Genomic DNA, 20,506 nt, shown 5'->3' with positions numbered 1-20,506 from the left:
CTATTACTTGGTTCAATTTCAATATTCGGTAGTCTAGTGGAACATTCCAATTTCGCTTTGTCAGTTGTCGAAGTTTCAAGCGGTCATTTATCAATTTGTTGCATCTGTGAATATTACAAAATTTCCCTGAAAACTAAACCCTAGTATCTTGCTTTAGTTAACAATTGACCGAAACTGTTGATGAAAAAGCAAGCGATACTTTAATGTAAATGTTGCTTTTAAATATCATGCAGAAGAAATCACAGTAAAAGGTTTAGGATACTTCTTCTGGGTTAAAATCCCAATCTCTCAGTAATGTAAATCAGAAATTGGGATTTAATTATTTATAAGCTACTCCCCTCTTGTTGAATAAGGGTTATAACCTAGAAATCTAGTTATCTACTTTTGATATTATGTAGAAACGCGATTCATAAATTTACTGGGTTTCATAGTTGGATTCACGAAGATACTTTGTCACTTATCTTGAATCTTGTCGGCCTTGAAAACATTTGATACATCGTACAAGAATCGAATTCCATAACATTTGCAGAACAAAGTATCATTTTTTACGCTATTTGACTAATCAAAGATTGTAATTTCCCTATTATTAATATCTAATACTTCCACCTTAACAATACCACCAAGTTTATGTGACACTAAATCAGACAATTCTTTTAGCGCCATATGAAACTCATCACTTCTTGTTTCATCTATTAATTCTATACAGAGGAATGCATTTTTCGTATTTTCTGTTAGCATCGTCCTCAGAGATTCACGCCAATTCCAGCATCTGCATATTGCTCCGTCATCATCTTTATAAACAATTTCACCTTCATATGGTGAAGCATTTTCATCATTTCCCAATGGGATAAACGGTTCGTTCCCATCTGCCTGCGTTAGCCGAATATCGCCTACACAAGTGTCGATATCTTCTCCACCACAAGGAAGCCCATAACGCAATGAAATTGAATTATAGATGTCAACAAGCGGGTTTATTGTTCCGATATGATTGCCATTTTTCACTCTTTTTAATAAAGCTTCAATGGAACACCTTGCCCCTTTCTTTGTTTTGAATTTCTGAAAAGCTTCTCGCCAAACGAATATGACTGGATTACTACTGAATTCCTCCAGACTGAGAAATTTATGTGCTTCTTTCTCTGCCTCCTGCAGCAGCTTCTCGTAGAATTCCACGTCCTTTATTGAATTATCAATCCCCTGGCAAATAACGGTGCCTATTTTTGCATGTGGGAATAACGACCAAAAATCATCTTCAATGATAAATCTAGGCATAAAATACCCCTCCATTTCATTTTACTTATTGTCTTAGTGGAATCGCTATTTGTTGTACCAACTAGATAATTTCATCAAACACTCTTATGTTTTGGAGGGGCTCGCAAAGGCGGAGAATACCCCTAGAACAATATATAAATAACCAGTTATCCGATTCTGTAACTTTGAATTTACTTCACTACCCAGAATCCGCTTTCTAATACTTGCTGCAAGAACTGCATACAGACCATCACTAATAAAAGCTAGGATAATAAATATTATTCCTAAAAGCAAAAATTGTATTGTGACTGATCCAGCAGAAGGTGATATGAATTGCGGAAAGAAGGCTAAAAAGAAGAGTGCTGTCTTAGGATTCATTACTTCTACAAGCGCAGATTCGTAAAATATCTTTAATAACTTTTTGCGAGGGGCTTTTGGTATTTCTGAAGTCGTTCGATCAGATGTAGAAAATAAAGTCCTACACCCCAGATAGATTAGATAAGCAGCACCTAAGTATTTAACGATATTAAAGGCTGTTGCTGATGTCATAAGGATCGCAGATACTCCAATTGCTCCAGCTAAAACATGAACAGAACCACCAAGAGATACACCAAGAACTGATACTATGCCCGCTTTCTTCCCTTGATCTATACTTCTTGCCATAATATATAACACAGCTGGTCCAGGTATTATTAACAATGTAGCAGCAGCAATTACAAATAGCCAAATATTTGAAAACTCCATAAAAAGCAACTCCTTGTTGTATTTTTACACATGATTTGATTGGGCTCCTCCTTGAATGGCGAAAGCAAAGAGGCGCTTTGTTGCTCATTTAGAAAAGGAATCTGTTCCAACTGTTTCATAATGAGCTCTTGTCTTTGTAAGGAATGGTTTTGACTTACCTTTTCTTTCCCTAAAAAGTGATAAACACCATTTTTGATTTTAGGGGTGCCACCCTTACAATCATTTTAATAACCCTTTCCGTTGCTCACGCATCCACTGAGCAACCTGAATTTCCCCTTGTTCATTTGATTTTTCAAGCTAAGTAATAATCGCTTTGTAATCGGTGTCATTACGATTTTGACTCATTTTGGCTGCAGCTTGAATAGATGTGATTTCAATTTCAAAGCCAACTATTCCTTTCATTTCACTCTTAAGCAACTCTGGATCAAACGTTTCCCAGGTCCGACCATTTTCTCGGTGAGACTCATAGTGATTAAGCATAGTATCCAAGGAGGAAATCAGCTCGTCTTCAGTGATTACACGTGCTGATCCATACGCATGTACAGCTAGATAGTCCCATGTAGGAACCTCTTCGCACTGATACCAACTTGATGATATATAAGCGTGCTGCCCTTGAAAAATCAGTAACACATCACTATTATTGTCTAAAGTTTTTTTCTGCTTGTTTCCGTATGCAATGTGCCCAGTCGCATAGATTTTCCCTTCATCTTCCCGAATTTCCAAAGGAATATGCGTAGCCATGGGACGATGCACATCAACAGTAATCATTAAGGCAAACGGGTTAGACTTCATAATTTGAATTGCCTCTTCATTTTTCATACGATATTGCTTAGGAATGTACACAATAATCATCCTTTCAACTTGTATTTGAGTTTTTAAATATATAATCATTAAAAATATCCGATAAAAAAATAATATTATACAAATTGACATCAAAAAAGGTACAATATTAAACAAATATACATGTCAGAGGGAATGCAAATGAATAATACCATTTTTACTTTTAATAATAACTCCCCAAAATACAAACAAATCTATGAGAAATTCAAATCATATATTGAACAAGGAGACATTTTGGCGAATGAGCAATTACCCTCCATTCGTCAACTTGCAGATTCCTTACATGTAAGCCGTAATACAACTTTACTGGCATATGAACAACTTGTTGCTGAGGGGTATATTCGTGGAGAGGGCAGAAAAGGTTATTTTGCGAATGAGTTAGAACCCCTAATATTTCAGGAGCCATTAATCTCTTATGATAAAAAGCAGACTGAGTCCAAGAAACCTCCGGTAGTTAATTTCAGGGCAGATGCCGTTGATCAAACACATTTCCCACTGAAAATTTGGAGGAGAATTGCTAATCAAGTATTAACATTACAGGATAGCTTTCGATACGGAGAACCATTTGGTGAAGAATGCTTGCGCGAACAAATCTCCACATATTTATTCCAATCACGCGGAGTGAAAACAAATGCAAATGCAATTATTATCGGAAGCAGTACCCAACAAATGCTTGTATACCTTGGACATATACTGAAGGATGAATTCCAGAGTATTATAGTTGAAGACCCTGGTTACGACGGTGCTAGGGAAGCTTTTCAATTCCATCGTTTTATGTTTGAAACTTTGCCGGTTTATGAAACAGGTGCTGAACTTTCACAATTAGAACAAATGAAATCACGATTAATATATGTAACCCCTTCTCATCAAAGTCCAATTGGAGTAAGCATGTCTATTCAACAACGGCAAATGCTTATTCATTGGGTTAACAAGATGTGTGGATATATTATCGAAGACGATTATGATAGTGAATTTCGCTATACACAAAAACCATTTCCTGCTCTTGCCTCCATTGATTCAGCAAGAGTCATTTATTTAGGGAATTTCTCGAAGTCCTTTCTTCCAGGAATTCGTTTAAGTTATATGGTCTTGCCAAAGCCACTTTTAAATCGTTTTAAAAATCAGTATCTTCACTTTGAAGCTACTACCTCCCTGCTTAGCCAGCTTACAATGGCTAAACTTATGGAAGAGGGAGAATGGAGTCGACATATTAAACGTATGCGCCTTGTTTATAAAAGAAAAATGCAGCACTTAGTATCCGCATTAAAAGAGCAATTCGCTCAAAATATATCAATTATTGGTGAACAATCCGGTTTGTATGTATTAGTCAAAGTACATCTGAAGCATTCAGAAGAATGGTTAATTCAACAAGCTTCCTTTCATGGCGTTACGGTGTATCCTACGTCCCTCTACTTCATTAAAAATAACACCGAAGGACCAATGGTTAAACTAGGTTTCAGTAATCTTTCTGACGATGAAATTGATGTGGGTGTGAAACTCTTAAAGAAGGCATGGTTAAAAGAATAACTCTACAATTCTTTGAACAAACGAATTGTAGCTGTTTTATTTGAAATGTTTGGTGTTGCAAAAATAATCTTCATAAGGACCTTAAAAATCTCTAGCCTTATTGGATTTGGAGCGAGCTTCACATTTTTATCCTATGCAATGGAAACACGGATACAGCTTATGGAATAAGGACGGGAATTGGTGCGTCAGGTGGAGCAATATTTGGAATGATCTTTAGTTTTTATTGGGTTGGTATTAAGTGCAGCTGTAGGTCTAAATCTTGTTTCTAAATAAATTGAAGGATAATTTAAAGCCTAATTTCCATCTGAAATTAGGCTTAATTATTTAACAAATCTACCACATCAGATGAACAAGACAAAGTCGAATAACTTTTATTTTTGTGGATTTTTCTTCATAAGAGATGCTATTTGTAGATTATCTTGTTGAGAAGTGTTTTCTAGATGCTTAATAATTAATTCTTGACGTTCCACAGGGTGATTTTGACTTAATTTAGCTTTCGCTTCAATTTTTGTGATTTTTATTTTAAATGCTACAATCCCTTTACTCATTCCTTCGATAAATCTGGAATCTACATCGTTTAAATTGTATAGGCTATCTGGACTTTCATATTTGTTTACCATATCATTTAGAGAATTGAATATGACTTTTTGATCTTCGACAATCTCCATCTTTCCATATAAATGGATAGACACATAATTCCAAGTAGGAACTGCCTTCGTTGTTTCATACCAAGACGGAGATATATAACAATGGGGACCTTGGAAAATCGCAAGAACTTGTTGGTATTCAATATCCTTCCATTGTTCGTTTGGGCGGGCAAAATGACCATATAAAGCACTTTCACCTTTATTTAATATGAGTGGAAGATGGGTAGCATATGGTTCTCCATTGTGTTGAGAAAATAAAGTGGCAAAGCTATACTTTTCGATAAAATCATAAATTATTTCTTCATCCTTGAGTTGAAAATGTTTAGGTATATACATGATTTAGCTCCTCCTTGATAAAGCCTTTGTAATTTGCGGCTATCTCAAATTTTAAGTATTATATGTGATATTTTATTATGTAAACTGACATCTAAAAAGGTACAATTATTAATAATTGAACATGTCAATGGTGAATTTTTCTAATAGTGAATTAATTACGATTAAAAATAAAATAATATCCACCCCTATAAAATAAGAATCAAAATCCCTAAATCACGTCTAATTGCTGCTTCAATTTTGTAGCAACAATTAGAACGTGATTTCTGTTTAGCGGTCCTGACAAGTTATCCAACATCATAGAGTTATTTATGAACCAAAATACCAGATAGATGATGGTTTTTTTAATTTCATCCAGCAATCAGGCCAAATTATGGAATAATTCCTTCAAATAAAGTAATTTAATAACTAGATTATTATATTGGAAGCAAACAGATAGCCAATAATTATTTTCATTAGAAAGGATTGAAATCGTATCGAATTAAGACATTTAGAATATTTTTTAATGGTCAGTAAAGAACTGCATTTTACAAAAGCAGCTGAAAAATTAGGAATATCGCAACCAACTTTAAGCCATCAAATTAAAATGCTTGAACAAGATGTAGGCTATGCACTTTTTAACCGTATTGGTAAGAAGATTGAGCTTACTAAGGTGGGAGAAATCGTCCAACAAGAAGCATTGAATATTCAAACTTCCTTACAAAGTATATCTTCTCAAATTAAAGCCCTTACAGAAGTAGAAATCGGGGAATTGAAAATTGCTGTGTTACCAGGAGAAATAACTGATTTGGTATCCACATTGTGTATTAAATTTAACCAATTATATCCGAACATAAAAGTGTTTATTCAAAGTACGGATCAAGTGGAAAAGGCTGTTTTAGAGAATCAAGCTGATTTTGGTATTGGTTTTGAATTCAATCGCTATGATATGTTGCTGGTGACGAAGTTGTATGATGAAGAATTTTACCTGATTAGTAATCAAAGTAATGGAGAGCAGAAGGTTTCATTTTCCGATGTTTTAGACAGTTCTCTTATCTTATTTCCAAATATTCATCAATGCAGAAAAATACTTGATAAAACGAGTATTGAGGTTGGCAGGCAGATAGAACCTATTATAGAAACGTCTAGCATTGAATCTATCTTGAAGCTCGTTCGAAATGGGGTTGGCCGCAGTTTTGTTTCGCGTACATTATATGAATTTTATGATACAGAGGATTTATTTTTCCAACGCATTGAAAAACCATCTTTGACTAGAGCTGTTTATCTCGTGATGAAAAAGAATTGTTTTATCAATTATGCTGCACGTAAGTATATTAAGTTATTATTATGTGAAATCGAAAGACTGCGTTATCATACAGAAAAAGATGAGATAGCTTCTTTGAAAAGTTCTATATTATAGTTTTTATCTATTATTATCATAGAAATGAAAGGATAGATAAATGATAAATTCCTCTTTACAATGAATATAAGTTCATTTGGATGAGAACTATCAAATTGTAAAGGGGATTTTCAATTATGTTTCAAGAAGTAGCAGGTATTAAAATTCCAGATTCTCGAATGGCTAAAGAAGCAGCAGATCTTTTACGCGAGCATGGGGACGACTTGTTGTGGAATCATTCAAATCGTGTATTTTTATTTGGTGCAGTCAACGGAAAAAAAACGAAGCATAATTATGATTTAGAGTTGCTATATGTTAGTGCATTATTCCATGATTTAGGCTTAACAAAAAAATTCAGTAGTCCAGATTTACGATTTGAAGTAGACGGTGCAAATGCAGCGAGAAGCTTTTTACAACAGTATCAAATTCCAGATGAGTCGATTCGTCTTGTATGGGATGCTATTGCATTACATACGACACCTGGCGTTGCAGAACATAAAGAGTCTGAAGTGGCACTACTCTTTTCAGGTGTTGGTTTAGATGTGATGGGAGATGGCTTTGAACAATTCCCTGACGACTTGCGTGAAGAAATTATAAAAGCCTTCCCACGTAACAATTTCAAGAAGGACATTATTCCAGCGTTTTATGAGGGCTTTAAGCATAAGCCAGAAACTACTTTTGGCAATATGAAGGAAGATATTATTGAATATTTTAGACCGGAATATAAAAATAAAAATTTCTGTGATTGTATTTTGCATTCACCATGGACAGAATAGGGTACTAAAATGCACAACGTAACAGCGAATCGTGGTAGGAAGTTAGTAGCAACAGGAGATTCAACGGTTATTAAATTCCTTCATATAATGTAACGGGGACAATCGTTAATTTTTGTTGCGGCATAGGATAAGCACCTCCTTTGAGTGATACAAGTATCGTACCAGGAGGTGCTACGTATTTAATATGCGCTGTTTAAATGGTGGCTTTCCTTTAACCTTAGTTTGCGACACACTATCCAACTGTTTACGCTTAGATATAAGTTATCCTCTCTCCTCCAAAACTCAGTTCCAGTGAGTGGTTAACTCTTATTCGGCGGGAATCCCACCCTATATATGTAACGACCTATGCTCGAACGCTCTGACAGGCACCGGATGCCTACCCTAACTAGCAGCCGAATCGATGTGAAAATACCGAAACCAAATCCACCTATCCGACACTTTAACACACTAACTGGAAACTTCAGCTGAGTCGGGTCCTGACCTCAATTTTGTATTTTGTTTGGGAAGTATAATTTTCGCCTGCTAAAAGAAGAATATCTCCAAAATCCTCAAATTCAATTGCTCCTGGTGCAGCTTGGGTTTCAAACGTTATCCCGCCGTGTTGAATTAATTTATCTCCGTGCATGAGTGGCACACCTTCCACAAAGTTTGCAGTGTAAATGACAACCGCAGGCTCTTCTGTGTATACCTCGACTGATAATTTCTGGTCAGGACTAATTAATTTGGCTGCAGTTTGATGAAGTCCTGAGCAAGTTAGGAAGAATGGATGATCGATTCCCTGAACCTTTTTAACTTCTGCGTCAATGGCTTCAAAGGTTGATTTTAATTTCTTTGGGGTTCGAAAATCATAAGGCGTGCCAATTGTGCTTCGCTTTTCCCCAGTTACCGTGGTATCGTCATTTAATGGTGCAAATTCTTCAGAAAAGATTTGTAAGAAATGATCATCAATTGGATTGCTGGGATGCCCTGTTAAGTTAAAATAGACGTGATTGGTCGGATTAAAAATTGTGTTTTTATCACTAGTTGCTTGATAGCTGACTGACCAAATATTTAAGTTGTCTAATGTGTAAGTCACACTTACTTTCAAATTCCCCGGAAAACCATTCTCGCCATCAGGTGAGTGGGTTGAAAAGATGATTGATGCACTTTCATCCGCCTCCTTCACTTCATAATCCCAGATTTTTTCATCGAATCCAGGGCTGCCACCGTGTAATGTATTCCCTAATTGATTTACAGATGTTTGGTAACGTGATTCACCAATCGAAAATTGGCCATTTTTTATTCTTCCAGCGACTCTTCCTATTGTTGCTCCATAATATGTTTCTTTTTTGTAATCCTCAATCGAGTCAAATCCCAATACGATATTATTATGACCCGTTTCCGTTAGGACGAACAGATTGACGATTCTTGCACCAAAGTTTGTAACTTCCATTCTTACTCCATGATCATTTTCTATAGTAAACAGCAAGACTTCATTTCCAAACGAGCTTTGTGATGTTTTCATTTTTTTCGGCTCCTTCCCTATTAAATTCCTTCATATAAATAAAAGCTAAAAAACCTTGAATTGCACAAAAAAGTTCAGCAAACATTTTAATGGTGAAAAGCCGAAGTAGCAACATCGGCCTTAAGATAAGGGAATCATATGAGTAAATCAACATGTTCATGATGTGTGTGTAGATCATAATTACAGAAGTATTTTCCCTTATGCCCCCCTGATTTAAAATGCATGCTTAACTCTCCTATTTGCGTATAGCTCCTTTGAATTCTGCTCCAAATCTCAAAGGTCTAATTTAAGCACTTTTTCCCTTAGCTTGTTTGCTTTCTCCAATTTTTTCAATTTCCTCCAAAGTATGACCTCGAGTTTCAGGAACGCATGTCCGGATAAATAAAACACCAAGTAAACAAATAGCACCAAAGATTGCAAAAACAGCTTCTTGAGACATCGAAGCGGTCATGATTGGAAATAGCAACCCAACCAAGAAAGAACCAATCCAGTTAAATGATGAAGCTATTCCTGATGCACGCCCGCGAATTACCAGCGGGAAAATTTCTCCAACTATGACCCAGGTTAAAGGAGCCCACGTGAATGAATAAAGTGCTACATAGATACTTAAAAAAACAACCATCATCATCGGATTTGCATTAGGAATTAATATATTCAATATTGCCGGCAAAATAAAGGATAGTCCCATAATAGTTCCGCCTATTGTTAATAAAGTACGGCGATTAAATTTATCAGCAATCATAAGGAATATTAATGAACCTAGTACGAGAATAACCCCTTGAATAATTGGCCACATCAATACTGAGCTGGCTTCATGCCCTGTTGCTTTTTCCACAATCATAGGAATATAATAAAAAATTGCGTTTGCGCCCTGGAATTGTTGAAACGCAGCAACACCCACACCAGCAATTACTAAATAACGGTATTTATTACTTAAAAGTGTACCCCAAGATGCTTTTTGATTTACCTTTGCTTCCTCTTTAACAGTTTCTTGAATTTGTATTATTTCAGAGTCAATTTGTTCTTTGTTAGAGCGAATAAAGCCCAACACCTTACGAGCTTCATCAATTTTATTGTTCTTAATTAAAAAACGTGGTGATTCGGGTAACCTTGACACTCCAATAAATAAGATCAAAGCAGGTACGGCAGCCAAACTAAGCATCAACCGCCATGCCATAGTTCCTGGTAAGTCTTTCAATAAATAAGCGACAATGTACGAAAGTAACATTCCAGAGACAATCATTGTTTGATTAATTCCTGACAGACGTCCACGTAAACGTGCCGGCGCCATTTCCGACATATAGGCTGGGACCAACGCAGAAGCAGCACCTACAGCCAACCCTAATAAAATCCGGGCAACAATCATAAAAAGGAGCCCTTTATGAGGCGATATTCCTGCCAAAATGGAGCCAACAGCAAAAATGATAGAAGATATTAAAATCATTTTGCGCCGTCCTAAACGATCGGAAAGTTGTCCGGCCAGGGCACCTCCAAATATAGCTCCAAACATCAACGAAGAGGTAATCCAGCCAATGGCACCAGGGTTGTTTTGAAGGTTCCAATCATGTTGCAGAAAAGGTAAAGCACCCGTCATAACGCCGATATCATAACCGAAGAGAATGCCTCCAAAAGCCCCAAAAAAATAAATGAATCCACTTGAGATTTTCTTTTCATTAACCATTAAAATTCCCTCCTCAAGGTTTTAAAATTATATTTTTAAAAAATCCCACTACTAAAAATATTGATTGCTTTTTAAGAAAATAATAGTGTTTTCAAACTACAAATACATGCTAGTAGATTCATCTTAAAAATTATTGATTAGGATGAATTCTGTGTCGTTATTGTGCTATTAAAACGCTTTCATCTTTTTCCAGAAAACTACGAACACGCTTACAAAAAAAGTGATCAAACTAATGGTTACTATTTCCATACTACAACCTCTGGAGTACCTATTTCTTCCCTCCAAGGAAGCAGAGCCTCCTTGGAGGGGAGAAACATTACTTAATAACTACGTATTCCAAGCCAACAAGTTTTGCATAGGTTATGATTTGGTCTGTTGTTAAGTTCAATGAAACAACTGTATGGTGACCGCCACCATTCTCAAGCCACGCTTTCACTCCATCTTGGAAGTTTGGCTTCACTTCCCAAAGTACACGGGCCACTGGAAGGTTTGGTGCTGGAACAGTTGGCTCAAATGCAGAAACTTCATTAATCAAAAGTTTATAGTTTGTACCAAAGTCAGCCATGGAAACAACGACACCGTCTCCTGCTTTGCCGTCGAATACTAAACGTGCTGGATCTTCACGATCACCTATACCTAATGGAGATACGATAATTTTTGGTTTGTTACTTGCTAAAGATGGGTCGACTTCAAGCATATGTGATTGAAGGATTGATTCTTGTCCAGCAGCTAATTCATATGTGTAATCTTCCATAAAGCCAGTTGATTGGTTATGGCTCATCACTTTCAGTAAGCGATCAAGTGCTGCCGTCTTCCAATCTCCTTCACCCGCAAAGCCATATCCTTGTGCCATCAAACGTTGGACGGCAAGACCAGGAAGTTGTTTCATCCCATATAAATCTTCGAAGTTCGTTGTGAAGGCCGTGTAACCACCATCATCAAGGAAACGTTTAATCGCAATTTCATAGCTCACCTGTACCTTTACGCTTTTCTCCCAATCTTCCCTACTGTAGGTACCATAATCAAATTCATAAAGGCCTTCGTATTCTGCAAATAAAGAATCAATTTCTTCATCAGTAACCGCATTTACATATTGAACAAGGTCTCCGATTCCAAAATAGTCAACTGTCCACCCAAATTGGATTTGCGCTTCAACCTTATCCCCTTCGGTTACTCCAACGTTACGCATGTTGTCTCCAAAGCGAGCGACCTTAATGTTGAAGCTTTCGTTATAAGCAACCGCTACGTCCATCCATTGTGCAATTTGCTGTTGCACTTCAGGGCGCTCCCAATATCCTACAACAACTTTATTTTGTTTTTTCAAACGGGCATTGATAAAACCATATTCACGGTCACCATGGGCGGATTGGTTCAGGTTCATAAAGTCCATATCAATCGTTGCCCAAGGAATGCTTTCATTGAATTGTGTAGCTAAATGAAGCAACGGTTTTTGTAATAGTTTTGTTCCACGAATCCACATTTTTGCAGGTGAGAAAGTATGCATCCAAGTGATGACACCGGCAACTTCGTCACGATAGTTGACTTCTTTCATGATGCTTGTGATTTTATCTGCACTAACAGCTAAATCTTGCAATACAAGTGGATAAGGTAAAATACCGCTTTCATTTAATGCATCGGTTATCGTTTGTGCATGCGCCTTGACCTCTGCTAACGCTTCTTCCCCATATAGATGTTGTGATCCTACTACAAACCAAAATTCCTTTTTTTCTGTTGTTAACATAATAAGCCTCTTTTCTTTATCTAATGGTTTGATAATTTGATAGAGTTGATCTTACTTTTGACCGTAATAAGCATATTTTCCATGTTTTCGTAAATAGTGTTTATCCAAAATATTTTGTGGTAATTCTTTTGCAAAATGATTTAGTTCCCGTGTAAATAAATTCATTTTCGAAACTTCATCCAACACCACACTATTCATTACGGCGGATTTTGCATCTTTTCCCCAAGTAAAGGGACCATGACCATGAAGTAAGATACCAGGAACGGCTAAAATGTCTAACCCGCGCTCTTCAAATGTTTCGATGATTAACTTCCCAGTCTCCACTTCGTACCCACGAACAATCTCCTCTTGTGTTAGGTAGCGGGCACATGGGACGGATCCATAAAATGTGTCTGCATGAGTGGTCCCCATCGCTGGAACATCAAGGCCTGCTTGAGCCCAAATTGTCGCCCAAGTTGAATGAGTATGCACAATGCCGCCGATTTCTTGGTAATATCTATAAAGTACTGCGTGAGTCGCTGTATCTGATGAAGGCCTCAACTCTCCTTCAACAATATTGCCATCTAAATCAACAACAACCATATCGCTGGCTTTCATCGTTTCGTAATCAACACCACTAGGTTTGATAACAAATAAACCGCTTTCACGATCAATGGCACTCGCATTTCCCCATGTATATTTCACGAGTCCATATTTAGGCAAGTCCAAATTTGCTTGAAATACCTCTTCTTTCAGTTGTTCTAACAAGTCAATCCCTCCAGTTTTCCACTCATTACATCAAATTGTCTACAGCTGCCTGCTCAATCACTAAACCCTTCCTGTATCTTTCAATAAATGCTTCAAATCCTTTAACATCTACTTGATCAGGATAAATTTCTTGTCCATCAACCTCTTCGAATACTTTTTTGTCAAGGAAGTCTTCTAAACTTTCCTTTTGATCTTTATTCATCATGTAAGATGCAAGAATCGCCATTCCCCACGCGCCGCCTTCTCCTGCTGTTGACATAATTGATACTGGAGTATTCATTGCAGCGGCAACAATTTTTTGTCCAACAAGAGGGGTTTTAAATAAACCACCGTGAGCCAATATTCGATCAATTGCAACATTTTCTTCCTTTGTCAAAATACCCATTCCGATTTTCAAAGCACCGAAAGCAGTAAAAAGGTGAGTCCGCATGAAGTTTGCTAAATTGAAATGACTCTCAGGAGAGCGAACAAATAATGGTCGTCCTTTTTCTAATCCTGTGATATTTTCACCTGAGAAATAACCGTAGCTAAGCAAACCGCCACCATCTGGATCCGCTTCCAAAGCCTTATTCAACATTACTTCAAATAATTTATTTGTATCAATTTTTTGTCCCATTGCCTCAGAAAATTCACGGAACAATCCCAGCCAAGCATTCAGATCACTTGAACAGTTATTCGCGTGAACCATTCCAACGAGACTTCCGTTTGGTGTAGTTACCAGATCAATTTCTGGATAAACTTTTGAAAGTTCTTTCTCTAGTACAATCATGGCAAAAACGGAAGTTCCTACTGAGATGTTTCCGGTACGTTTCCTCACACTATTCGTAGCAACCATTCCAGTTCCAGCATCGCCTTCTGGTGGGCAAATTGGAGTGCCTGGTTGTAAATTTCTTGATCTATCCAGGATTTTCGCTCCAATTTCAGTTAATTCACCCGCTTGCTCGCCCGAAATGTAGACTTTAGGAAGAATCTCTTTTAGCTTCCATGAATAACCTTTTTTCGCAATTAAATCGTCAAACTGCTTGACCATTGATTCATTGTAATCTTGAGTTGATTTATCAATTGGGAACATGCCTGAAGCATCTCCAATGCCAATTGCTTTATTACCAGTCAATAACCAGTGAATGTATCCAGCTAAAGTCGTAATACAATCAATGCGAGGCAAATGTTTCTCTTCATTTAATATTGCTTGATAAAGGTGAGCAATACTCCATCGTTCAGGAATATTAAATTGAAATTGATTAGTTAATTCTTTTGCTGCAACACCAGTTGTTGAGTTACGCCAAGTTCGAAACGGAACAAGTAGCTCCCCCGTACTGTCAAAAGCCATATACCCATGCATCATTGCGGAAACTCCAATAGAACCTATTTTCCGAATTGTAATTCCGTAATTCCATTCAACTTCTTGCTTCATTTCACTATAAGCTGTTTGCAGACCAGTGATAATATCCACTAAGTTGTACGTCCAAATTCCATCTTCCAAGAGGTTCTCCCACTCATAACTTCCAGATGCGATTGTTTCATAACGATTATCAATCAACACCGCTTTAATACGTGTGGATCCAAATTCGATTCCAAGTGAGGTTCCTCCCTCGGTAATCGCTTGTTTAATTTTTAATCGATTCGTTTGCACGTTAATCCCCCTCCTGACAGCGCTTTCAATAAAAAGGAGGCGCTTAAATTTATTAACAACCATATTATATTTTTTGTACGTACATTTGTCAACAATCAATATTATTTATACTTACAACTTTCGAGAAAAATCCTCTATCCTCACCTTAAAGTTAGTAAATTAGTAATAAAGGGATTTATATTACATAAAACCTTAAGGTAAATAAGGGGAATTTATAACTTTTCAATAATTCATACAAAAAACTAGGGTGATTTGTTTTAATTTATTCAAAATTATGTTAAAATATGTCCGCACAAATATTTTAAGCAAATAAATTAGAATGCAAACAACTATGAAAGAAGTGAGGTTTAATGAAACCAAAGTATCAGGTAATCATTGATGATTTAAAAAATAAAATCCTTACAGGTGAATATAGTGTAGGGGAACAAATTCCTACTGAAACCGCCATGCAAGAAATGTACAACGTTAGCCGACACACTGTACGAAAGTCCATTTTAGAATTATCAAACGAGGGATTCTTAAGAAGTGAAAAAGGATCTGGCACATATGTTAGTAACCAATATCAATCAAAATCTGTTGGCCATTCCAAAAATAAAACGATCGGTGTAATCACGACCTACATTTCTGATTACATTTTCCCTTCTATAATCCGCGGAATTGAAAGAAGATTGAATGAAGATAATTATTCGTTACTATTAGCCAGTACAAATAATGATGTCGAACAAGAAAAAAAAGCCTTGGAAATGATGTTGTCATTTGGCGTGGATGGTTTAATTATTGAACCTACAAAAAGCAATCTATACAATCCCAACATCGCTTACTACCTTTTGTTTAAGGAACAAGAGGTTCCATTCATCATGATCAACGCTTATTATGAAGAATTAGAGGTTCCTTTCTTTTGCCTAGATGATGTGCAATCAAGCTACCTCGCAACAAAAGAATTGATTTCGAAAGGACACACCCAAATTGGACTCATTTCGAAAATGGATGATTTACAAGGAAAGTATCGAATGAAGGGATATATAAAAGCACTTGGAGAAGCCAAATTACGCTTTCAACCAGAGCAATTGCTTTCGTATACTACAGAAACGAAGCTAGACCTATACACGAACTTGAAAGGGTTTCTAAATGAAAATAGAGACGTGTTGACTGCCATTGTTTGCTATAACGACGAGGTAGGGTTGGAAGTAGCAAATGTATGCAGACAACTTGATATTTCTATTCCCGAACAATTATCAATTATTGGCCAGGACAATTCTTATATTGCGAAAAATGCTAATATCAAATTAACGACATTGACACACCCACAAGAACAAATGGGACATGATGCAGCTGATTGGGTCATTAAGAAATTACAAGGAAAGAAGGATTTACCAAACGAAACCTATTATCAACCAGTGTTAATTGAAGGCGAAACTGTCAAAGAGTTAGAAATACAATAATCTTAGTGTGTGATCAATCACTATATAAATGGAACTAAAGGTTTTTGGGAATGTTTGTCTATTTCTTATAGGTAACCAATCATACCTATGTGGAGGTAGTCAAATGATGAAAACCATTCAAAAGGAAACCCTTAACCCAGAAATCCAAGAAATAAAAAAATGCTTGCACGGTTTACAAGATTTACGGATGTTTTAACCCTACCAATGTATCTTGATGAATATAAAGGGTCGAAACTATGCGGAAATCGCCGATATGATAGGATGTACCAAGCAAACGGTGTACAATTATATACTGGCTATCGAGCTAACCTGCCCCTTAAGTTGCATAAGAAAAAGGAGCTGTTGATCAGCTCCTGGTAATGAAGTAAGCACCTGTTTGTTGAATAATCAATTTAAAAGCCATTACCCTGGAATATTATTCTCATTAATTCTACGGCCATAAAGTAAACTAAACCAACAAATATACTAAGACCTAAAGCTAATTTTCTCAGAAGTCCTTTCTCACTGAGAAAAGAGAAAGATATAATGATTCCACATATCATCACTACACGAAAAGTTGTTACTCCGGGATCAATTACTTGTATTATAGTTCCAGCAAAGAAACAAATAATCAAGATTATTAAAGCAAACGAAATAACCCCTAAATATTTTTTCATGATTAACTACCCTTCTCCTCTAAATCATTTTACCAAATTGTAGTAAATATTATTTTTTTATTATTGGATAATCTTCCCCCTTTAGCCGATGAGTGAACACTTGGACTTACTCCAGCGAAGGCAACCAGTTTTTTCGGATGATTAAACCAATCGATTTCACCAATTTCAGAGAAAATCGTGGCTGCGATTTTTCTCCTAAACAGGGAATCGATTGGATGATCTTATATTCTTCGATTTCATTTGCCAGGTCCACTATACACTCTTCCAAATCAGAAAGGTGTCCCTGGTAATGAAAAAGCAACTCAATATACATACGAAGATTGATTACGTGACTTTCATACACATTTTTTTGAAATGGGTTTCGAGATGCGGAGTCCATTATTTTTTTTGCTTTTTCGATGCCCATTGAGGCCATCGGCTGTGACATTTAAATCCTCCATTTCTCGCCTAATAATAACCTTGGTTGTAGGCTAGGTTATTATTAATTTTTTGGCTTTTTAATTAAGGTAACACCTGAACAGTCAGTCAAAGAAAATTGGACAGGGATGATAAATCAATAATGATTAGAAAACTGTTATAGATTGTTGAATGAATACCTTATCTAGAAAGTTGTTTGGTAGGACTATGCATGTAGTTTCTTAGTAAAATAAATACCAACCCTAATACCAACGATAATAATCCCACTAATACGACGTATTGTGTACCTAATTGTGATATAAATAATCCACCTACAGCTGTACCAATGGTTGTTCCTAAGTTAACGGATGATAAAAATAATCCATTAGCAAAATCTGGAGCTTCTGGAGCTGCAGACGTAATCCAATATTGATTAATATTAGATCCTATACCAGCCAATATTCCCCAAACTAAAGTCATGATAGCCATAGTTACAGTAAACTGTCCTGTGAAGAATAAAATGATGTAAACGGCTCCCAATGCAAAAGGAAAAGATACTACAGTTTTGATGGCATCTTTCGTAAGTAACTTTCCTGCCACAATGTTTCCAATAATATTTGCCCCCCCGAATAGGACTAACATTAAACTAATTGATTTCCCAGAGATATCCGTAACGGTTTTAAGGTACTCAGCAAGATAACTATACACCCCAAATATGGCTGAATTCAGTAAAATGACAGCAATAATGGAAAGCCATGTAATTCGTTTTTTTAGTACCGATAATTGAGCTCCGTAAGAAAGTCTTTCTTTAATAGGCATAGAAGGGAAATATACTAATGTAGCAATAAATACAATAGCGTTCACTATAGCAAAAAATGACATTGATATTTGAAACGAAACTGCACTAGCGAGAAAACTTGCGATTGGTACACCCAGTACCATCCCCGCAGATACTCCAATAAAAACTTTTGAAACAGCTTTTGGAGCTTCTTCCTTGCTAACTGAGTTAGCAGCCATTGTAAAAGCTGCTGTAAAATAGATTGGCTGAAATATGGCTGGAATCACACGCGCAATTATTGCAATGGTAAAATTAGATGTAAATATAGAGACAATGTTACCTAGAACGAAAATACCAAGTACAAGTAACATTGCCTTCTTGCGATTTATCCCCGAAAATAATAACGGCATAGTTGGACCAGATATAGCAACAGTAAGGGCAAAAAGACTCACCAGCAACCCTGCTTTTGATACACTGACATGAAAGTAATCAGCAATGTAGGGTAATATCCCTATAACCCCCATTTCAGTATTTATAATGCCAAAAGCCCCTACGGTTAATATAAATATAAGTAACTTATTTTGTTTAGACATAAAATAGATTTCCTTCTTTCTGAAAATTGTCATTTTCAAGTTGGGTAAAGGTGAGTTATTTAAGGAGCTATCTTACCTTTATCAATTAGTCAACTTTTTCAATTGTAACTGTAAAATCACTGTTGATATCTTGAAATGTCTCTACTCCAGATTCAATTTCTCCTAGTTTAATAAGCCCATTTGAATATCCAAAATCCTTATAAAATATAGCTAAATTCCCCCATGGAGCATAATATGTGAAGTCTCCAACTGTAGGGTCAATTCCTGATGGTGCCTCTTCAGTAGATAATTTATTTGCTGGATAACTAATTTTTTCCGTTCCCGCATAATCTTCAAATGTTAATGTAAGTGGGAGTAATGATAAAAAGTCCTTACTTGTTGGATTATCATCCATTTTGACAATGACTTCTTCGTTGTTAAATGTTAATTTTATTCTTATATTTTCCATAGCATCTGACTCTTCATTATCAAGTGTAGAATCTTGGCTATTCCCGTTGTTTGATTCATCAGCTGTCACTCCTTGTTTGCTACTTTGATAGATAGTCAAATTTTCTTCGCTGCTTGTGTTTTCTTCATTGGTCCTGCTATTGCAAGCTGTTAAAAAAATTGAAGATAATATGAGTGATAACAGTATCAGTTGAGCAGTCTTCTTCAATATAATCCCCCAAATGAATTTGCATATAAGTGACATATGCAAAGATTACCAAGAACCTACTATCAATAAAAAACGCCTCAAAATGAAGAGGCATTTTTTTTATTGAAACATTTTACGACCATTGTCTGAGAAGAATCATTTTGTTAATTGTTACATTTATTAGATAGGCTGTTTTGTAGGACGAATTAAAATTTCACTTATAGAAACTGTTTCAGGTGTACCAATGGCATATACCACTGCGTCAGCAACATCGCCCGGTGAGAGGCCATAACCTTCTGTCTGTGCATTTTTTCTTAACATTTCTTGTGCTTCAGGATCATTGATTGTGTTATATAATTCGGTATCTACTGCTCCTGGAGAAATCATCGTACTACGAATATTGTTTTCACGTTCTTCTTGACGTAAGCCTTCCATAATGGCACGAACAGCAAATTTTGTTCCGCAATATACAGCAGAAGTTGGATAAACAACGTGTCCAGCCACGGAATCAGTTGCAATAATTTGACCGGATTGCTGTTTTTTCATGATAGGTAACACCGCAGCTATACCATTTAAAACACCCATGATATTGATGTCTAACATTTGACGCCATTCATCAAAGCGTCTTTCTGAAAGGAGCGCAGTTGGCATCACTCCAGCATTGTTGTAAAGTACATCTACACGACCATACTTTTCGACTGCCAAATCGGCAACAGCTTGTACTTCCTCTTTATTCGTTACATCTGCAACTGCATATGAAATATCAGCATTTGGCAATGATTCAACAAGAGATAACGGTGCCGCTCGGAAGCTCCTCTCCATTCTGTGCAGCTTCAATCGCTTCCTTACTATTTACATAGATGTCTTCATGAATATCTCCTCGATCGTAAGTAGCAAACACGATCCCTTTTTCAAGGTCTTCAGGGAATTTAACAAGGTTAGCACCAGATCCAATCTCAGCGTATTCCCCAGACTTAGCCCCAGAGGAATCCTCTTCTTGTTGAGACGTGTCCTTCGTGCCAGTATCATTGTTGTTGCAAGCAGTAAGGATGAGGACTAGCAACAACGCAAGTGAATGAAATAATCGTTTTTTCATCCGTTTTCCTCCTACAGTTTCGTTTTATTGTCTGGTAAATTCAGCGTGACTTATCTGACTACTAATCCAAGTTGATTATCGTTATTTTTAGAGGTATCTTCTCTATTCGTAA

18 protein-coding genes and 2 pseudogenes are annotated in these 20,506 nt (G+C 36.5%); 5 read left to right on the top strand and 15 right to left on the bottom strand.

The genetic code is table 11. The features are described from left to right. Positions 1–558: 558 nt before the first annotated feature. The 3 genes from ACFX4I_RS20435 to ACFX4I_RS20425 all read right to left on the bottom strand — a co-directional run bounded on the left by ACFX4I_RS20435 (position 559) and on the right by ACFX4I_RS20425 (position 2,835). Positions 559–1,269 carry a B3/B4 domain-containing protein gene (locus tag ACFX4I_RS20435; RefSeq protein ID WP_377422702.1) on the bottom strand — a complete coding sequence of 237 codons (711 nt, stop codon included), beginning with the start codon at positions 1,267–1,269 and terminating at the stop codon, positions 559–561. An 84-nt stretch (positions 1,270–1,353) separates the two neighbouring features. After that, positions 1,354–1,992: a LysE family translocator gene (locus ACFX4I_RS20430; RefSeq protein WP_230301583.1), complete on the bottom strand. Its 639-nt coding sequence runs from the start codon at positions 1,990–1,992 to the stop codon at positions 1,354–1,356. A gap of 297 nt (positions 1,993–2,289) precedes the next feature. Next, positions 2,290–2,835, bottom strand: coding sequence for an FMN-binding negative transcriptional regulator (locus tag ACFX4I_RS20425; RefSeq protein WP_377422699.1), 546 nt, complete (start codon positions 2,833–2,835; stop codon positions 2,290–2,292). A 138-nt stretch (positions 2,836–2,973) separates the two neighbouring features. Between ACFX4I_RS20425 and pdxR the strand changes: the two genes are divergently transcribed. Both pdxR and ACFX4I_RS20415 read left to right on the top strand, forming a co-directional pair. Next, a complete protein-coding gene (gene pdxR, locus ACFX4I_RS20420; protein ID WP_377422697.1) occupies positions 2,974–4,359 on the top strand; it encodes a MocR-like pyridoxine biosynthesis transcription factor PdxR in 1,386 nt (461 codons plus the stop codon). Between the two features lie 45 nt (positions 4,360–4,404). Continuing rightward, positions 4,405–4,632: pseudogene (locus ACFX4I_RS20415) on the top strand (SMR family transporter). A 98-nt stretch (positions 4,633–4,730) separates the two neighbouring features. On the opposite strand, the gene ACFX4I_RS20410 reads toward ACFX4I_RS20415, so the two are convergent. Beyond that, positions 4,731–5,342 (bottom strand): FMN-binding negative transcriptional regulator, encoded by a 612-nt coding sequence (locus ACFX4I_RS20410; RefSeq protein ID WP_377422694.1) that lies wholly within the window; start codon positions 5,340–5,342, stop codon positions 4,731–4,733. 472 nt (positions 5,343–5,814) lie between these two features. Here ACFX4I_RS20410 and ACFX4I_RS20405 point away from each other — a divergent pair, with 472 nt between their 5' ends. Both ACFX4I_RS20405 and ACFX4I_RS20400 read left to right on the top strand, forming a co-directional pair. Further along, positions 5,815–6,738 carry a LysR family transcriptional regulator gene (locus ACFX4I_RS20405; RefSeq protein WP_377422709.1) on the top strand — a complete coding sequence of 308 codons (924 nt, stop codon included), beginning with the start codon at positions 5,815–5,817 and terminating at the stop codon, positions 6,736–6,738. A gap of 116 nt (positions 6,739–6,854) precedes the next feature. Beyond that, positions 6,855–7,493, top strand: coding sequence for an HD domain-containing protein (locus ACFX4I_RS20400; RefSeq protein WP_377422692.1), 639 nt, complete (start codon positions 6,855–6,857; stop codon positions 7,491–7,493). Positions 7,494–7,953: 460 nt separating this feature from the next. On the opposite strand, the gene ACFX4I_RS20395 is transcribed toward ACFX4I_RS20400, so the two are convergent. From ACFX4I_RS20395 to ACFX4I_RS20375, 5 genes are all read right to left on the bottom strand, one after another. Further along, positions 7,954–8,997: an aldose epimerase family protein gene (locus ACFX4I_RS20395; RefSeq protein WP_377422690.1), complete on the bottom strand. Its 1,044-nt coding sequence runs from the start codon at positions 8,995–8,997 to the stop codon at positions 7,954–7,956. A 286-nt stretch (positions 8,998–9,283) separates the two neighbouring features. Beyond that, positions 9,284–10,678: a sugar porter family MFS transporter gene (locus tag ACFX4I_RS20390; protein WP_230175785.1), complete on the bottom strand. Its 1,395-nt coding sequence runs from the start codon at positions 10,676–10,678 to the stop codon at positions 9,284–9,286. A 316-nt stretch (positions 10,679–10,994) separates the two neighbouring features. After that, positions 10,995–12,419: an L-arabinose isomerase gene (araA, locus tag ACFX4I_RS20385; RefSeq protein WP_377422687.1), complete on the bottom strand. Its 1,425-nt coding sequence runs from the start codon at positions 12,417–12,419 to the stop codon at positions 10,995–10,997. Between the two features lie 51 nt (positions 12,420–12,470). Continuing rightward, positions 12,471–13,166 carry an L-ribulose-5-phosphate 4-epimerase gene (locus ACFX4I_RS20380; protein WP_230301591.1) on the bottom strand — a complete coding sequence of 232 codons (696 nt, stop codon included), beginning with the start codon at positions 13,164–13,166 and terminating at the stop codon, positions 12,471–12,473. Between the two features lie 25 nt (positions 13,167–13,191). Next, the gene (locus ACFX4I_RS20375) at positions 13,192–14,799 is read right to left on the bottom strand and encodes a xylulokinase (protein ID WP_377422683.1); all 1,608 of its coding nucleotides are present in this window, start codon (positions 14,797–14,799) and stop codon (positions 13,192–13,194) included. 350 nt (positions 14,800–15,149) lie between these two features. On the opposite strand from ACFX4I_RS20375, the gene ACFX4I_RS20370 reads away from it, so the two are divergent. Then, complete coding sequence (locus ACFX4I_RS20370; protein WP_230301593.1) at positions 15,150–16,241, top strand: GntR family transcriptional regulator; 1,092 nt, start codon at positions 15,150–15,152, stop codon at positions 16,239–16,241. Positions 16,242–16,633: 392 nt separating this feature from the next. Here the strand turns inward: ACFX4I_RS20370 and ACFX4I_RS20365 are convergent, their stop codons facing one another. The 6 genes and pseudogenes from ACFX4I_RS20365 to ACFX4I_RS20340 form a co-directional block, all read right to left on the bottom strand. Continuing rightward, positions 16,634–16,897, bottom strand: a complete 264-nt coding sequence (locus ACFX4I_RS20365; RefSeq protein ID WP_377422681.1) for a hypothetical protein — start codon at positions 16,895–16,897, stop codon at positions 16,634–16,636. An 80-nt stretch (positions 16,898–16,977) separates the two neighbouring features. Next, a pseudogene (locus ACFX4I_RS20360) lies at positions 16,978–17,323 on the bottom strand (transposase); the annotation flags it as partial. A 171-nt stretch (positions 17,324–17,494) separates the two neighbouring features. Next, positions 17,495–18,664, bottom strand: a complete 1,170-nt coding sequence (locus ACFX4I_RS20355; RefSeq protein WP_377422678.1) for an MFS transporter — start codon at positions 18,662–18,664, stop codon at positions 17,495–17,497. Positions 18,665–18,749: 85 nt separating this feature from the next. After that, positions 18,750–19,319, bottom strand: coding sequence for a cyclophilin-like fold protein (locus tag ACFX4I_RS20350; RefSeq protein WP_377422676.1), 570 nt, complete (start codon positions 19,317–19,319; stop codon positions 18,750–18,752). A 159-nt stretch (positions 19,320–19,478) separates the two neighbouring features. Further along, positions 19,479–20,120, bottom strand: a complete 642-nt coding sequence (locus ACFX4I_RS20345; RefSeq protein WP_377422674.1) for an SDR family oxidoreductase — start codon at positions 20,118–20,120, stop codon at positions 19,479–19,481. Further along, the gene (locus ACFX4I_RS20340; RefSeq protein WP_377422672.1) at positions 20,080–20,394 is read right to left on the bottom strand and encodes a hypothetical protein; all 315 of its coding nucleotides are present in this window, start codon (positions 20,392–20,394) and stop codon (positions 20,080–20,082) included. The genes ACFX4I_RS20345 and ACFX4I_RS20340 overlap by 41 nt, the downstream gene beginning before the upstream one ends. Positions 20,395–20,506: the final 112 nt, after the last annotated feature.

Origin of the sequence: Peribacillus sp. YIM B13472 (assembly GCF_042788005.1) — a bacterium.
GTDB lineage: Bacteria > Bacillota > Bacilli > Bacillales > DSM-1321 > Peribacillus > Peribacillus simplex_E.
The sequence above is the reverse complement of the archived record's forward strand: the minus strand, read 5'-3'. Positions and strand labels throughout refer to the sequence as shown.

Bases quoted from the DNA above. Each gene is read 5' to 3' on its own strand.
- ACFX4I_RS20435 (WP_377422702.1), bottom strand. From the start codon at position 1,269: ATGCCTAGATTTATCATTGAAGATGATTTTTGGTCGTTATTCCCACAT.
- ACFX4I_RS20430 (WP_230301583.1), bottom strand. From the start codon at position 1,992: ATGGAGTTTTCAAATATTTGGCTATTTGTAATTGCTGCTGCTACATTG.
- pdxR (WP_377422697.1), top strand. From the start codon at position 2,974: ATGAATAATACCATTTTTACTTTTAATAATAACTCCCCAAAATACAAA.
- ACFX4I_RS20410 (WP_377422694.1), bottom strand. From the start codon at position 5,342: ATGTATATACCTAAACATTTTCAACTCAAGGATGAAGAAATAATTTAT.
- ACFX4I_RS20400 (WP_377422692.1), top strand. From the start codon at position 6,855: ATGTTTCAAGAAGTAGCAGGTATTAAAATTCCAGATTCTCGAATGGCT.
- ACFX4I_RS20395 (WP_377422690.1), bottom strand. From the start codon at position 8,997: ATGAAAACATCACAAAGCTCGTTTGGAAATGAAGTCTTGCTGTTTACT.
- ACFX4I_RS20390 (WP_230175785.1), bottom strand. From the start codon at position 10,678: ATGGTTAATGAAAAGAAAATCTCAAGTGGATTCATTTATTTTTTTGGG.
- araA (WP_377422687.1), bottom strand. From the start codon at position 12,419: ATGTTAACAACAGAAAAAAAGGAATTTTGGTTTGTAGTAGGATCACAA.
- ACFX4I_RS20370 (WP_230301593.1), top strand. From the start codon at position 15,150: ATGAAACCAAAGTATCAGGTAATCATTGATGATTTAAAAAATAAAATC.
- ACFX4I_RS20365 (WP_377422681.1), bottom strand. From the start codon at position 16,897: ATGAAAAAATATTTAGGGGTTATTTCGTTTGCTTTAATAATCTTGATT.
- ACFX4I_RS20355 (WP_377422678.1), bottom strand. From the start codon at position 18,664: ATGTCTAAACAAAATAAGTTACTTATATTTATATTAACCGTAGGGGCT.
- ACFX4I_RS20345 (WP_377422674.1), bottom strand. From the start codon at position 20,120: ATGGAGAGGAGCTTCCGAGCGGCACCGTTATCTCTTGTTGAATCATTG.
- ACFX4I_RS20340 (WP_377422672.1), bottom strand. From the start codon at position 20,394: ATGAAAAAACGATTATTTCATTCACTTGCGTTGTTGCTAGTCCTCATC.